The organism is Glaesserella parasuis (assembly GCF_017352235.1).
Taxonomy (GTDB): Bacteria; Pseudomonadota; Gammaproteobacteria; order Enterobacterales; family Pasteurellaceae; genus Glaesserella; species Glaesserella parasuis.
The window spans coordinates 618,533-632,029 of the sequence record NZ_CP071487.1; the positions used below are offsets into that span (position 1 = coordinate 618,533).

A 13,497-nucleotide genomic window follows, 5' to 3' on the forward strand; every position below is an offset into this window, starting at 1 on the left:
CCCGACTTATTTTTTTAACCTCTTATAGAAGGTCTATTTTCAAATGACAACAATTCCTGTAAATCCGATCAATCAAGCAACTAACGAATATTACTTAACTCGTCAAAACGAAATGGAATCGAATGTTCGTAGTTATCCTCGTAAATTACCGCTTGCAATTGCAAAAGCACAAGGTTGCTGGGTCACTGACGTTGAAGGTAACGAATATTTAGATTGCTTGGCTGGTGCAGGTACTTTAGCACTCGGACATAATCACCCAGCCGTTATTCAGGCTATTCAAGATGTATTAGCAAGTGGTTTACCGCTTCATACCCTTGATTTAACTACGCCGTTAAAAGATGCTTTTACCGAAGAACTACTCTCTTTCTTCCCGAAAGGTGAATACCGTTTACAATTCTGTGGCCCTTCTGGTGCGGACGGCACAGAAGCAGCAATCAAATTAGCGAAAACCTATACAGGTCGCGGTAATGTAATTGCATTCTCAGGTGGCTACCACGGTATGACCCACGGTTCGCTCTCAATGACAGGTAACCTTAATGCGAAAAATGCCGTGCAAAACTTAATGGCAGGCGTACAGTTTATGCCATATCCGCACGAATACCGTTGCCCATTAGGTATCGGCGGTGAAGCAGGTGTTGATGCTTTAACTTACTATTTTGAGAACTTTATCGAAGATGTTGAAAGCGGTGTGGTAAAACCAGCAGCTGTTATTCTTGAAGCAATTCAAGGTGAAGGCGGTGTGGTTACCGCACCAGTGAAATGGTTACAAAAAATCCGTGAAGTAACGAAAAAACACGGAATTGTGTTGATTTTAGATGAAGTTCAGGCAGGGTTCTGCCGTTCAGGTAAAATGTTCGCCTTTGAACACGCAGGCATTGAGCCAGATGTTGTTGTGATGTCAAAAGCTGTAGGTGGTAGCTTACCGCTTGCTGTACTTGCGATCAAAAAAGAGTTTGACGCTTGGCAACCAGCAGGACACACAGGTACATTCCGTGGTAACCAATTAGCAATGGCAACAGGTTCAAAGATCAATGGAAACTGCCGTACAAGCGGTGAGTAACTGGCTACAAAATGAAAAAATGTACACTGGCGGTAGCATTAAACAGCTACGCTCAGAAATTGCCTTTAACCCGCCAAAAGAAGGCTTAGGCGTTGCTAAATCCCTAGATCGCTTAATTGAATTATTCCTCAACAAAAGTTTAAAAGTACACCACCCACACTCTTTGGCTCATTTACACTGTCCAACAATGGTCACCAGCCAAATCGCCGAAGTATTAATCAATGCCACCAATCAATCAATGGACTCTTGGGATCAAAGCCCAGCAGGTTCATTAATGGAAGTGCAACTCATCGAGTGGTTGCGTGAAAAAGTGGGCTACGACAAAGGACAAGCGGGGGTTTTCACCTCAGGTGGTACGCAATCTAACCTAATGGGCGTATTACTTGCCCGTGATGCGTGCATTGCAAAATACTGGAAAAATGCGGACGGCACGGAATGGTCGGTGCAACGTGACGGTATTCCGCCTGATGCAATGCAAAAGGTGAAAGTGGTTTGCTCAGAAAACGCACACTTCTCCGTGCAAAAAAATATGGCAATGATGGGAATGGGGTTCCAATCTGTAGTGACCGTACCGTGCAATGAAAATGCCCAAATGGACACCAATGCGTTGGAAGCAACCTTAGCCAAACTTTATTTAGAAGGCAAAGTTGTGGCTTGCGTTGTGGCAACAGCAGGCACAACGGACGCAGGGGCGATCGATCCACTCAAAGCCATTCGTGCGATTACCAACAAATTCGGTGTTTGGTTACACGTTGATGCGGCGTGGGGCGGTGCATTACTGCTATCCAATGAATATCGCCACTTCCTAGACGGTATCGAGCTCACCGACTCAATCACCCTTGATTTCCACAAACACTTCTTCCAAAGTATCTCTTGTGGAGCGTTTTTATTAAAAGATGAAAACGAATACCGCTACATCGACTACAAAGCAGATTATCTCAACTCAGAGTATGACGAAGAACACGGCGTACCAAACTTAGTGACAAAATCACTACAAACCACCCGTCGTTTTGACGCATTAAAATTATGGTTTACGGTGGAAGCCCTTGGTGAAAATCTTTACGGCTCAATGATTGACCACGGCGTGAAATTAACTCGTGCCGTTGCAGACTACATCAAAGCGACCGACGGCTTAGAGCTATTAGTTGAACCTCAATTCGCTTCCGTGTTGTTCCGTGTTGTACCGCAAGGCTACCCAGCAGAGTTTGTTGATACCTTGAACCAGAACGTTGCAGATGAACTCTTTGCCCGTGGCGAAGCGAATATCGGCGTAACCAAAGTGAACAACATACAATCGCTAAAAATGACCACCTTAAGTCCAATTGCGACCTTAGAAAACGTTCAGGCTTTATTAGCTCAAGTATTGAGTGAAGCAGAGCGTATCAAAGATGCAATTGCAAAAGGTGAATATACACCGGCGATTGATTAAACATAAAGAGTTTCTAGGATGATGAATAAAAATTAATTTATACGCTATAAAACGAATAAGAAATCATCAATAACTCTTTTATTTAGTTCATTTTTAGTTAAATTCATGCTAACCCTATAAAATAGATGACACCCTATTTTATAGGGTAATTTTTTATTTATCCCTAAGATTTAAACAATTAGTAAGCTGATAGGAAAAAGATGACAAACAGCAGATTGCGTACTACCATATAGCCAAATTTTATTAGATAACGAGTTCAAATGATGCACCGTAGATTTCAAACCATTGCGATTGTCGGCAAACCTCGTCACGATATAGCTTTAGAAACGCATTTAGCTGTGTATAACTGGCTAAAAGATCGTAAATATAATGTGTTAGTCGAAGAAAAAATTGCCACTCAACTCAATTTAGCTAACCCGATGAGCATTGCAGAAATTGGCGAATGGGCGGATTTAGTAATTGTGATTGGTGGTGACGGTAATATGCTGGGTATGGCTCGGCAATTAGCGAAATATCGTGTACCACTGATTGGCATTAACCGTGGAAATCTTGGTTTTTTAACAGATATTGCCCCTCAAACAGCCTTTGAGCAACTGCATAGTTGTCTTGAGCGTGGCGAGTTTATGATTGAAGAACGTTTCTTACTTGATGCGAAAATTGAGCAAAATGGTAAGATCATTGAAGCAAATAATGCTCTCAATGAAGTTGTCGTTCACTCTAGCCAAATCGCTCGTACTATTGATTTTGAAGTGAGTATTGATGGCAAATTTGCTTTTTCGCAACGTTCCGACGGGTTAATTATTGGAACACCTACAGGTTCAACCGCCTATTCGCTTTCCGCTGGTGGCCCAATCTTAACCCCTAATTTAAATGCGATTGCTCTTGTTCCGATGAACCCACACAGCCTTTCTTCTCGTCCTTTGGTTGTCGATGGCGATAGTGTTATTTCAATGCGTTTTGCTGAGTACAATCAGTCAAATTTAGTGATTAGCTGTGATAGCCAACGTTTACTGCCGTTTAGCCCTGATGAACGTATTCTTGTGCAAAAAAGCCCGGATAAGTTGCGTCTATTGCATTTAAAAGATTACAACTACTTTAATGTTTTAGGTTCAAAATTGGGCTGGTTGAGTAAGTTATTTTGACATAATATGTTTCAAAAAATTGGCATAGCGACTATTTTGTCTACTATGCCCCAATATTGCTGGGAATAATCCCCTAAATGATTTCTTAAAATTTTAATTTTTGTACGACTATCGTATAACATCAGAAGTTGCATTTAGCGCCTGACGCTGTGCTTCAAACAACTGCTCAATCCCTTTCTGTGCTAAATCAAGGAGTTGCAATAATTCCATATGGCTGAACGGTTCACCTTCGGCAGTGCCTTGTACTTCCACTAAACGACCGTCTTCAACCATCACCACATTCATATCGGTTTCTGCGTTAGAGTCTTCCACATATTCCAAATCACAGACCGCTTGCCCATCGACAATCCCTACAGAAATTGCCGCCACTAATCCTTTCATCGGATTTTCTTTCAATAAGCCATCGGCGATCAATTTGTTAATCGCATCGTGTAACGCAACGCAAGCCCCTGTGATAGACGCTGTGCGTGTACCGCCGTCGGCTTGTATCACATCACAATCTACTGTAATTGTACGCTCACCTAAGGCTTTCAAATCAACGACAGTACGCAAAGAGCGAGCGATTAAACGCTGAATTTCCATTGTACGACCGCCTTGTTTGCCTTTCGCCGCTTCACGTTGGGTTCGGCTATGGGTTGCTCTTGGCAACATACCGTATTCGGCTGTCACCCAACCTTGTTGTTGCCCTTTGAGAAAACGTGGTACAGTTTCTTCGACAGTGGCATTACACAGCACTTTGGTTTCACCAAATTCTACCAACACAGACCCTTCGGCATAGCGAGTATAGTTACGAGTGATTTTTACAGGACGAGTTTGATCAACAGGACGATTATTTGGACGCATATTTATTCCCTTTCTCTAAAAAATTTCCCCTATTCTAGCAGAATACCAAGTACAATATGCCAAATTTTGTAACAAAGAGAAAAGAGTACAATGATTTACAGTATGACCGCTTTCGCCCACCTTGAGCTTAAAAAAGAGTGGGGTAACGCCGTATGGGAAATCCGTTCGGTTAATCAACGTTTTTTAGAAACTTATTTCCGTCTGCCTGAAGCCTTTCGCAATTTGGAAATGACCTTGCGTGAACGTCTGCGTACGACACTAACCCGTGGTAAAGTAGAGTGTAGTTTACGCATTGAATTAAATGCTAATCAAAACAATGGCTTAGCTTTAAATCAAGAGTATGCCAAACAGGTGATAAGTTCATTACAATGGCTAAAAGAAACGGCTCAAGAAGGCGAAATTAACTTGGTGGATATTCTGCGTTTCCCTGGGGTTGTCGATAACCAAAATCAAGATCTCGACCAGATCAGCCAAGATTTATTATACGGTTTTGAGCAGATCCTTACAGAATTTATCGCAATGCGTGGACGTGAAGGGGCGAATTTACAAGCCTTAATTCAACAACGTTTAGACGCTATTGCCACAGAAGCGACAAAAGTACAGGCTCAAATGCCGAGCGTTTTACAGTGGCAAAAAGACCGCTTGCAACAGCGTTTTGATGAACTGAACTTGCAACTTGATCCACAACGTTTAGAGCAAGAAATGGTACTACTGGCTCAAAAAGTCGATGTGGCGGAAGAGTTAGACCGATTACAGCTACACGTCAAAGAAACCACGTCTATTTTGAAAAAAGGCGGTGCAGTTGGACGTAAATTAGACTTTATGATGCAAGAGCTAAATCGTGAAGCGAATACGCTGGCATCAAAATCGATTAACGCTGATGTCACTAATTCTGCCGTTGAGTTGAAAGTGTTAATTGAACAGATGCGTGAGCAAATTCAGAATTTGGAGTAGTCAATGAGTCAGACCTTAACCCCATTTCATACCTTTCATTTGCCTGCAAAAGCATCGGTCATTATCGAGTTCAACAGTATTGAACAACTATTAACCGAATGGCAAAAAGCTGATCACGCACAACAACCGATTTTATTGTTAGGGCAAGGCTCTAATGTGCTGTTTTTAGATGATTTTGACGGCACAGTATTAGTCAATAAGCTCAAAGGGATCGAGCATCGTCAAGACGACCACTTTCACTATCTACAAGTTGCTGGTGGTGAAAATTGGCACGAACTTGTGCAATGGACGTTGAAGCAAGGAATTGGCGGGCTTGAAAATCTGGCGTTAATTCCTGGTGTTGCTGGTTCTGCACCGATTCAAAATATCGGGGCTTACGGGGTGGAATTTGAGCGTGTTTGCGATTATGTCGATGTGCTAAATCTTAAAACGGGTGAGCAGTTCCGTTTAACGAAAAACGAGTGTGAGTTTGGCTATCGAGAAAGTGTATTCAAGCATCAATATCGTGAGCATTATGCGATTGTGGCTGTCGGTTTGAAGTTAGCAAAGGCGTGGCAACCTGTTTTAAATTACGGTTCTTTGGCACAATTTGATCCAAACACAGTAACGCTACAGCAAGTGTTTGATGAAGTCTGTGCCGTACGCCGAGCGAAATTACCAAATCCTGATGAGTTTGGTAATGCAGGCAGTTTCTTTAAAAATCCTGTGGTGGACTTTGCAAAGTTTCAGCAGATTCAAACCGCTCACCCGAATATTCCACACTATCCGCAAGCGGACGGTTCGGTCAAATTACCTTCGGGCTGGTTGATTGACCAAGCAAATTTAAAAGGCTTCCAAATCGGTGGAGCGGCAGTTCATACCCAACAAGCGTTGGTGCTGATTAATAAAGAGAATGCTACTGGGACTGATGTTGTGGCACTAGCCAAAGAAGTCCGTCGTCAAGTCCGTGAAAAATTTGGCGTGGAATTACACCCAGAAGTACGTTTTATGGGACGACAGGGCGAAGTGGATAGTGAATTTGTGACAAGGTGATCGGTAATGGGATTTGATCAACATTTAATTACATCGGCATTAACGCAAGGACAAACTCTTGTATTTAAAGAGATTGACTCTACTAACGAATATCTACTGACGCACTATAAAACCTTACCGTCAGGCTCACTTTGTGTTGCAGAGTCCCAAACGGCGGGGCGTGGCAGACGTGGACGGCAGTGGTATTCACCTGAAAGTCAAAACGTTTATTTTTCAATGTTATGGCACTATCCTTCATTGGATATTCCACAGCTCTCATCACTAAGTTTAGTGGTCTCAGTATTAATTGCCGAGACCTTCCAAACACTGAACGTACCGCATATTCAAATTAAATGGCCCAATGATATTTACTATCAAGGTAAAAAAATGGGGGGCATTCTAATTGAGAGCCGTGTCGATAAAACGGGAATTTACCTTGTGATTGGCATCGGCTTGAATTTAGGAATGAACACTGTCGATAAAAATGTGGTAACGCAGGCTTGGAGCGATCTCTCAGAACATCAGATAGATCGTTCCCAACTGGTTGCTGAGCTAGCTAAACATTTACAAAATGCCCTAGTGACTTACCCACAAACCACCTTTGAACCCTATGCGGAACGTTGGCAACAGTTTGATATTTTCCGTCATCAAGCGGTTAGATTAATCACTGAAAATGAAGAAATTCATGGGATCTCCCTTGGGATTAATGAAGAAGGGGAATTGATTTTACAGCAAGGAGAAATTATCCGCCGTTTTGCGACAGGTGAAATGTCATTGAGAGGAAACTAATCGTCCCTATCTCAATTCATATTTTAGGGATGCCGTAATCAAAAGAGTTAGTGAAAGTTAGAAAAACAGAACCAACTCTTTTGTCCACTATGCTTTTTTAGGCTGTAAAAATAGTTATATACTTTCTAGTTGCTTGCTTCGTTGAAAAATGAATTGAATTAACGTATTATCAACATCCATCACTACTTTTCCCTTAAATACATGAAAGCACTATTCATCTTACTCGGTTTTATCTCAATGATATTAGGTTTAATCGGTATTATTGTACCTGGGTTACCAACCACTCCGTTTTTGCTTTTAGCATTATATTGCTTTGGCAAAGGTTCTAAACGACTAAAACAGTGGTTCTTATCTACCACTATCTATTCCAAATATCTCAAGTCTTTCGATCAAACACGAGCCATGACACTTAAACAGAAAATCAGTATTTTGGCGTTTTCTGTGCCATTCTGTATTTTTGCTTTCTTTGTAATCCCTCACATCATCGGCAAACTGATCTTAATTGCTGTGATTATCTTTCAATATTATTACTTCATCTTTAAGATTAAGACTTTAGAAAAATAGGCTCTCAAGGTAAAATAACAAGCTGTCTAAATTTGCAAAAAGAGAAAGAAAATGACCGCTTGTTTAAGCAAAGAAATCTTAAAAATTGGCTTAGTTTCCGTGTCTGACCGAGCTTCTGCCGGTGTTTATGCCGATCAAGGCATTCCTGAATTACAGGCTTGGTTACAAACTGCCATTACCACGCCTTTTGAACTTGAAACTCGTCTAATTCCTGATGAACAAGCGGTTATTGAGCAAACACTAATTGAATTAGTCGATAACCTCGCTTGTCACTTAGTCTTAACCACAGGCGGTACAGGCCCTGCTAAACGTGATGTTACACCCGATGCGACCTTAGCTGTTGCCCATCGAGAAATGCCTGGCTTTGGCGAACAGATGCGACAAGTGAGCCTACATTTTGTACCAACCGCCATTCTCTCTCGTCAAGTGGGGGCAATTCGACATAGCTCACTGATTTTAAACCTACCAGGACAGCCAAAAGCAATTAAAGAAACTTTGGAAGGGGTGAAAGATCAAGATGGAAAAGTGCTTGTTCGTGGTGTTTTCAGTGCAGTTCCCTACTGTTTACAACTTTTAAGCGACATTTATATTGAAACTTACCCTGAAATTTGTGAGAGTTTTAGACCGAAATCAGCGAGAAGATAGGATAACTTATGAAAAAAATTGAAGCGATTATTAAACCATTCAAATTAGATGATGTCCGTGAAGCATTAACGGATGTGGGAATTACGGGAATGACGGTCACTGAAGTCAAAGGTTTTGGTCGTCAAAAAGGGCATACGGAACTTTATCGTGGGGCAGAATATGCGATTGATTTCCTGCCAAAAGTGAAATTAGAAATTATTGTGGCTGATGAGCAAGTTGATGAATGTATTGAAGCGATCATTGATACCGCACAAACAGGCAAAATCGGCGATGGTAAAATCTTTGTGTATAATGTAGAACGTGTTATTCGTATTCGTACGGGCGAAGAGAACGAAGAAGCAATTTAAGGAATAAAATGAAAAAAACAGGTTTATCGTGGTTGTGGTTAAGTGCCGTGGTATTAATCACAGATTTATTGAGCAAATACATTGTGGTACAACGCTTTGAGCTTTATGAAAGCGTGAATGTTCTGCCGATCTTTAATCTTACGTATGTGAGAAACTATGGGGCGGCGTTTAGCTTCTTAGCGGATCACTCAGGCTGGCAAAAATATTTCTTTTTAGGTTTAGCTATTGTCATTTCTATTGCATTGATTGTAATGCTGTTTAAAAATAAAGCGGAGCTCAAACTGCAAAATTCAGCTTATGCCTTGATTATTGGTGGGGCAATAGGCAATGCGGTTGATCGTGCTTATAATGGCTATGTGGTTGATTTTTTAGATTTTTATTGGGACATTTATCATTATCCTGTATTTAACATTGCCGATATTGGTATTGTGGTGGGGGCAGGATTGCTGATTTTAGAATCCATTTTAGAACATCGTAAAAGTAAAAAGAGTAATTAAATGAACATTATTTTAGCGAATCCAAGAGGATTCTGTGCAGGTGTAGATCGTGCTATTTCAATTGTAGAGCTTGCACTTGAAATTCACGGCGCACCGATTTATGTGCGTCACGAAGTTGTACACAATCGCTTTGTGGTGGACGGATTAAAAGCCAAAGGGGCGATATTTGTTGAAGAGCTTGATGAAGTACCAGACGGTGCTATTGTGATTTTCTCTGCTCACGGCGTTTCTCAATCCGTTCGCCACGAAGCTAAACGTCGTGAGTTGAAAGTGTTTGACGCAACCTGCCCGCTTGTAACCAAAGTCCATATGCAAGTGGCTAGAGCGAGCAAAAAAGGCACAAAAGCGATTTTAATCGGACACGAAGGACACCCTGAAGTCGTCGGCACAATGGGGCAATATGATAATGAGAAAGGGGGTATTTTCCTTGTAGAAGATGTGGAAGATATTGCTAAACTTGGCTTAAAAGAAGATGAGGATCTGACTTTTATGACCCAAACTACTTTATCTATCGACGATACCAGCGATGTGATTGAAGCCTTAAAACAGAAATACCCTGCAATTCAAGGTCCGCGTAAAAATGATATTTGCTATGCCACTACGAACCGTCAGCAAGCGGTGAGAGAATTGGCGAAATTAGCACAGTTAGTGCTAGTAGTGGGGTCTAAAAACTCGTCCAACTCAAATCGTTTAGCCGAGTTGGCTTCTCGAATGGGAACACCGTCACAGTTAATTGATGGGCCGCAGGACATTGATCCGAACTGGCTACAAGGGGTAACAACTATCGGTATTACTGCAGGTGCATCTGCCCCTGAAATATTGGTGCAGTCAGTGGTTGAACACTTAAAAACATTGGGTGTTACCAAAGTTGAAGAACTGGAAGGTTGTGAAGAAAATACCGTATTTGAAGTGCCAAGAGAGCTACGCATTACGGAGGTAAACTGATGAATCGTTTTAGAATTGAATGGGAATGCCGTCGAGGTATGCGTGAATTAGATAAAATGATTATGCCGTTTTATCAAGAACATTTTGATAGTTTAACCGCTGAACAACAGCGCACTTTCGTGGAAATGCTTCGCTATACCGATCCCGAACTGTTCCGCTGGTTTATGAATCAAGACACACCGCCAACAGAGGCATTGCAAGAGATGGTGAGATTGATTCAATCGAAATTGGTCTATTGAGTAATGATATGTAGGTAAAGTATTTAGCATGTTAGATAAAATGGTTGTTTATAATCCCTGTTTGTGTGTGGGAAAACCCAAAAGAACTATAGAAATATTTTCTTTGGAGCTAACGTTGATCAGCCCCTATTATTAATACTTATATCATTATCTAAATGAAAAAAGAAAAATCCGAATTTCCCTTGGCACAATCTCGTGTCGATGCCCCTTTTGCCAAAGGCGTATTGGCGTGGTATCAGCAATACGGGCGTAAACATCTGCCGTGGCAACAAAATAAAACCTTGTATGGCGTTTGGTTATCCGAAGTGATGTTACAGCAAACCCAAGTGGCAACGGTTATTCCCTATTTTGAGCGTTTTATTCAACGTTTTCCCACTATTATTGATTTAGCGAATGCACCCATTGATGAAGTGTTGCATTTATGGACGGGGTTAGGCTATTACGCAAGAGCAAGGAATTTGCATAAGGCTGCACAACAAATTAGAGATGAATTTGGCGGTCAATTTCCGACAGATTTTGCTGATGTGTTTGCACTTTCAGGTGTCGGCAGAAGTACGGCTGGGGCGGTACTCTCTTCGGTACTTGATGCACCTTACCCGATTTTAGATGGCAATGTTAAACGTGTGCTTTCTCGTTATTTTGCGGTTGAAGGTTGGTCGAGCGAAAAAACGGTTGAAAATAAATTGTGGGATCTGACCGCTCGTGTTACACCAACTTCGCAAGTGGCGGATTTTAATCAGGCGATGATGGATTTAGGGGCGATGATTTGCACACGATCTAAGCCGAAATGTTTCCTTTGTCCGTTAGAAAAGGGCTGTCAGGCAAATGCTCAACAGGCTTGGGCGGATTTTCCAGCCAAAAAACCGCAAAAGGCGTTGCCTGAAAAACAGAGCTACTTTTTGATTTTAAAACAGGGGACAAAAGTCTTATTGGAAAAACGTGAAGCAAAAGGACTTTGGGGCGGACTTTATGTCTTTCCGCAATTTGAACATTTAGACGATCTCAAGCGGTCAGTTTCGGGCAAAAATTTGCAAATGACACAATTAATTGCCTTTCGGCATACTTTTAGCCATTTCCATTTGGATATTTATCCTATTTTGGCGGAACTTAGTTTACAAAAAAATGCCGAAGTCCTACCGCTTGGGGTGGCAGAAAATCAGGGAAATTATCATTTGCGTGTATCTTCAACAGCGGATTATTGGTATGATTTAACTCAACCTAGCGAAGTGGGTTTAGCAACCCCGATAAAACGCATTTTAGACGAATTAACTTTGACATTAGGACAGAAAAATGGCGCGTAATGTATTTTGTGCATATTTGAAACAAGAAGCAGAAGGTTTAGATTTTCAACTTTATCCTGGGGAATTAGGTAAACGTATTTTTGATTCAATCAGTAAACAAGCGTGGGCAGAGTGGATCAAAAAGCAGACAATGTTAGTCAATGAGAAGAAGCTTAATATGATGAACCCTGAACATCGTCAGCTTCTGGAAACAGAAATGGTGAATTTTTTGTTTGAAGGAAAAGAAGTCCATATTGAAGGTTATGTGCCTGTAGAGTCAAAATAGAGATAACCTAATGAACAAATATAAAAAATTCCTGCCGTTATTGGTACTGATCCCTTTTTTAGCATCTTGTGGAAGTGATACGCCGACGAGAAAAGGTTCTAAAAAGCCTCGCCCTGATTATTCTAAAAATACCAATGGTTTAGATATTTTGATGGGGCAATTTTCACGTAATATCGATCAAATTTGGGGCGTTAATGAACTGCTCCAAGCAAGCCAGAAAGACTATGTAAAATATACGGACAAATATTACACCCGTAGCCATATTAGTTTTGAAGATGGTCAAATTACCATTGAAACTTTGGCGGATCACAACCGCTTGCGTAATTCGATTATTCACACATTATTGATGGGATCAGATGCTACAGGGATAGATTTATTTGCTTCGGGTGATGTTCCTATTAGCAATAATCCTTTTTTAGCAGGTCAAGTTGTGGATCAATATGGGCGTTCTGTAACCAATGTGGCGGTTGCTAATGATTTTGCAACTTACCTATTGCAAAATAAATTAAAAACACGCCGCTTGAAAAATGGACATACCGTTACTTATGTCACGATTCCAATGATTGCAAACCACGTTGAAGTTCGTGCAAGACGATATTTGCCATTGGTTCGTCAAATGTCAAAACGCTATGGCATTGATATGAGCTTAATTCTGGGTATTATGGAAGTTGAATCAGCATTTAACCCTTATGCAGTAAGTTATGCGAATGCGATTGGTTTAATGCAAGTTGTACCTCGTACAGCTGGACGGGATATTTTTGCGCGTAAAGGTTTTGGTGGCCAGCCTAATCGTGATTATCTTTATAACCCAAGTCAGAATATTGATGCAGGCACAATGTTCTTAACGATTTTGCGTGATGAGTATCTAGAAGGAATAACTGATCCTACATCAAAACGTTACGCAATGATTTCAGCATATAATAGTGGGGCTGGCGCAGTACTGAGAGTGTTTGATAATGATAAATTAATGGCGATTGAGCGAATTAATAACTTAGATCCGTCAGCAATTTATCGAATTTTAACCACCGCTCATCCATCTTCACAAGCAAGAAACTATTTGGTTAAGGTAAATAAAGCCCAACAAAAATACCGTAACGTGAGATAACACGTTGTTTTTTAAACAAATTGAATAAAAAGCGATCCGTTAAACAGATTTTTTTATTTTTTTGAAAAAAACGTTTGACGAGAGGGGCGGAAATCAGCATAATGCACCCCGTGACGACGAGATGCCTCGATAGCTCAGTCGGTAGAGCAGGGGATTGAAAATCCCCGTGTCGGTGGTTCGATTCCGCCTCGAGGCACCATTTATGTTACAACTCTTTTCCTCCTTAGTTCAGTCGGTAGAACGGTGGACTGTTAATCCATATGTCGCAGGTTCGAGTCCCGCAGGAGGAGCCATATTTTTAGCCCCGATGAGAAATCATCGGGGTTTTTCTTTTTCTCTCTATACCTAGGCATAGTAGAAA

14 protein-coding genes, 2 tRNA genes and 2 pseudogenes are annotated in these 13,497 nt (G+C 41.2%); 17 read left to right on the plus strand and 1 reads right to left on the minus strand.

All coding sequences use genetic code 11. The features are described from left to right. Positions 1-43 precede the first annotated feature (43 nt). From J1G47_RS03185 to J1G47_RS03195, 3 genes and pseudogenes are all read left to right on the plus strand, one after another. Positions 44-1,021, plus strand: a pseudogene (locus J1G47_RS03185) (diaminobutyrate--2-oxoglutarate transaminase family protein); the annotation flags it as partial. Positions 1,022-1,031: 10 nt separating this feature from the next. Then, positions 1,032-2,489 (plus strand): annotated as a pseudogene (locus J1G47_RS03190) (pyridoxal phosphate-dependent decarboxylase family protein); the annotation flags it as partial. Positions 2,490-2,752: 263 nt separating this feature from the next. After that, positions 2,753-3,631, plus strand: coding sequence for an NAD(+) kinase (locus tag J1G47_RS03195; protein ID WP_021111199.1), 879 nt, complete (start codon positions 2,753-2,755; stop codon positions 3,629-3,631). A gap of 108 nt (positions 3,632-3,739) precedes the next feature. Here J1G47_RS03195 and rph read toward each other — a convergent pair whose 3' ends face one another. Further along, entirely contained in the window at positions 3,740-4,474 is a 735-nt protein-coding gene (rph, locus tag J1G47_RS03200) for a ribonuclease PH (protein ID WP_160428080.1), read from the minus strand. 90 nt (positions 4,475-4,564) lie between these two features. On the opposite strand from rph, the gene J1G47_RS03205 reads away from it, so the two are divergent. From J1G47_RS03205 to J1G47_RS03270, 14 genes are all read left to right on the plus strand, one after another. Next, positions 4,565-5,428 carry a YicC/YloC family endoribonuclease gene (locus J1G47_RS03205; protein WP_015939712.1) on the plus strand — a complete coding sequence of 288 codons (864 nt, stop codon included), beginning with the start codon at positions 4,565-4,567 and terminating at the stop codon, positions 5,426-5,428. A gap of 3 nt (positions 5,429-5,431) precedes the next feature. Further along, positions 5,432-6,460 carry a UDP-N-acetylmuramate dehydrogenase gene (murB, locus tag J1G47_RS03210; RefSeq protein WP_035494676.1) on the plus strand — a complete coding sequence of 343 codons (1,029 nt, stop codon included), beginning with the start codon at positions 5,432-5,434 and terminating at the stop codon, positions 6,458-6,460. A 6-nt stretch (positions 6,461-6,466) separates the two neighbouring features. Then, positions 6,467-7,228, plus strand: a complete 762-nt coding sequence (locus tag J1G47_RS03215) for a biotin--[acetyl-CoA-carboxylase] ligase (protein ID WP_016527462.1) — start codon at positions 6,467-6,469, stop codon at positions 7,226-7,228. A 201-nt stretch (positions 7,229-7,429) separates the two neighbouring features. Then, positions 7,430-7,792, plus strand: coding sequence for a YbaN family protein (locus tag J1G47_RS03220; RefSeq protein WP_021109920.1), 363 nt, complete (start codon positions 7,430-7,432; stop codon positions 7,790-7,792). 51 nt (positions 7,793-7,843) lie between these two features. After that, positions 7,844-8,437 (plus strand): molybdopterin adenylyltransferase, encoded by a 594-nt coding sequence (gene mog / locus J1G47_RS03225; protein WP_207326750.1) that lies wholly within the window; start codon positions 7,844-7,846, stop codon positions 8,435-8,437. An 8-nt stretch (positions 8,438-8,445) separates the two neighbouring features. Beyond that, positions 8,446-8,784, plus strand: a complete 339-nt coding sequence (gene glnB / locus J1G47_RS03230; protein ID WP_021112810.1) for a nitrogen regulatory protein P-II — start codon at positions 8,446-8,448, stop codon at positions 8,782-8,784. Between the two features lie 8 nt (positions 8,785-8,792). Continuing rightward, positions 8,793-9,281: a signal peptidase II gene (gene lspA, locus J1G47_RS03235; RefSeq protein WP_021112806.1), complete on the plus strand. Its 489-nt coding sequence runs from the start codon at positions 8,793-8,795 to the stop codon at positions 9,279-9,281. Beyond that, on the plus strand, positions 9,282-10,226 hold the full coding sequence (gene ispH / locus J1G47_RS03240; RefSeq protein ID WP_021112801.1) for a 4-hydroxy-3-methylbut-2-enyl diphosphate reductase: 945 nt from the start codon (positions 9,282-9,284) through the stop codon (positions 10,224-10,226). Next, a complete protein-coding gene (locus J1G47_RS03245) occupies positions 10,226-10,465 on the plus strand; it encodes an FAD assembly factor SdhE (RefSeq protein WP_005711081.1) in 240 nt (79 codons plus the stop codon). Before ispH ends, J1G47_RS03245 begins: the two co-directional genes overlap by 1 nt. A gap of 155 nt (positions 10,466-10,620) precedes the next feature. Continuing rightward, the gene (gene mutY / locus J1G47_RS03250) at positions 10,621-11,766 is read left to right on the plus strand and encodes an A/G-specific adenine glycosylase (protein WP_005711082.1); all 1,146 of its coding nucleotides are present in this window, start codon (positions 10,621-10,623) and stop codon (positions 11,764-11,766) included. After that, positions 11,756-12,031, plus strand: coding sequence for an oxidative damage protection protein (locus J1G47_RS03255; protein WP_005713208.1), 276 nt, complete (start codon positions 11,756-11,758; stop codon positions 12,029-12,031). The genes mutY and J1G47_RS03255 overlap by 11 nt, the downstream gene beginning before the upstream one ends. A 10-nt stretch (positions 12,032-12,041) precedes the next feature. Continuing rightward, the gene (gene mltC, locus J1G47_RS03260; protein ID WP_005713210.1) at positions 12,042-13,136 is read left to right on the plus strand and encodes a membrane-bound lytic murein transglycosylase MltC; all 1,095 of its coding nucleotides are present in this window, start codon (positions 12,042-12,044) and stop codon (positions 13,134-13,136) included. A 123-nt stretch (positions 13,137-13,259) separates the two neighbouring features. After that, a tRNA-Phe gene (locus J1G47_RS03265) sits at positions 13,260-13,335 on the plus strand. 18 nt (positions 13,336-13,353) lie between these two features. Further along, positions 13,354-13,429, plus strand: a tRNA-Asn gene (locus tag J1G47_RS03270). Positions 13,430-13,497: the final 68 nt, after the last annotated feature.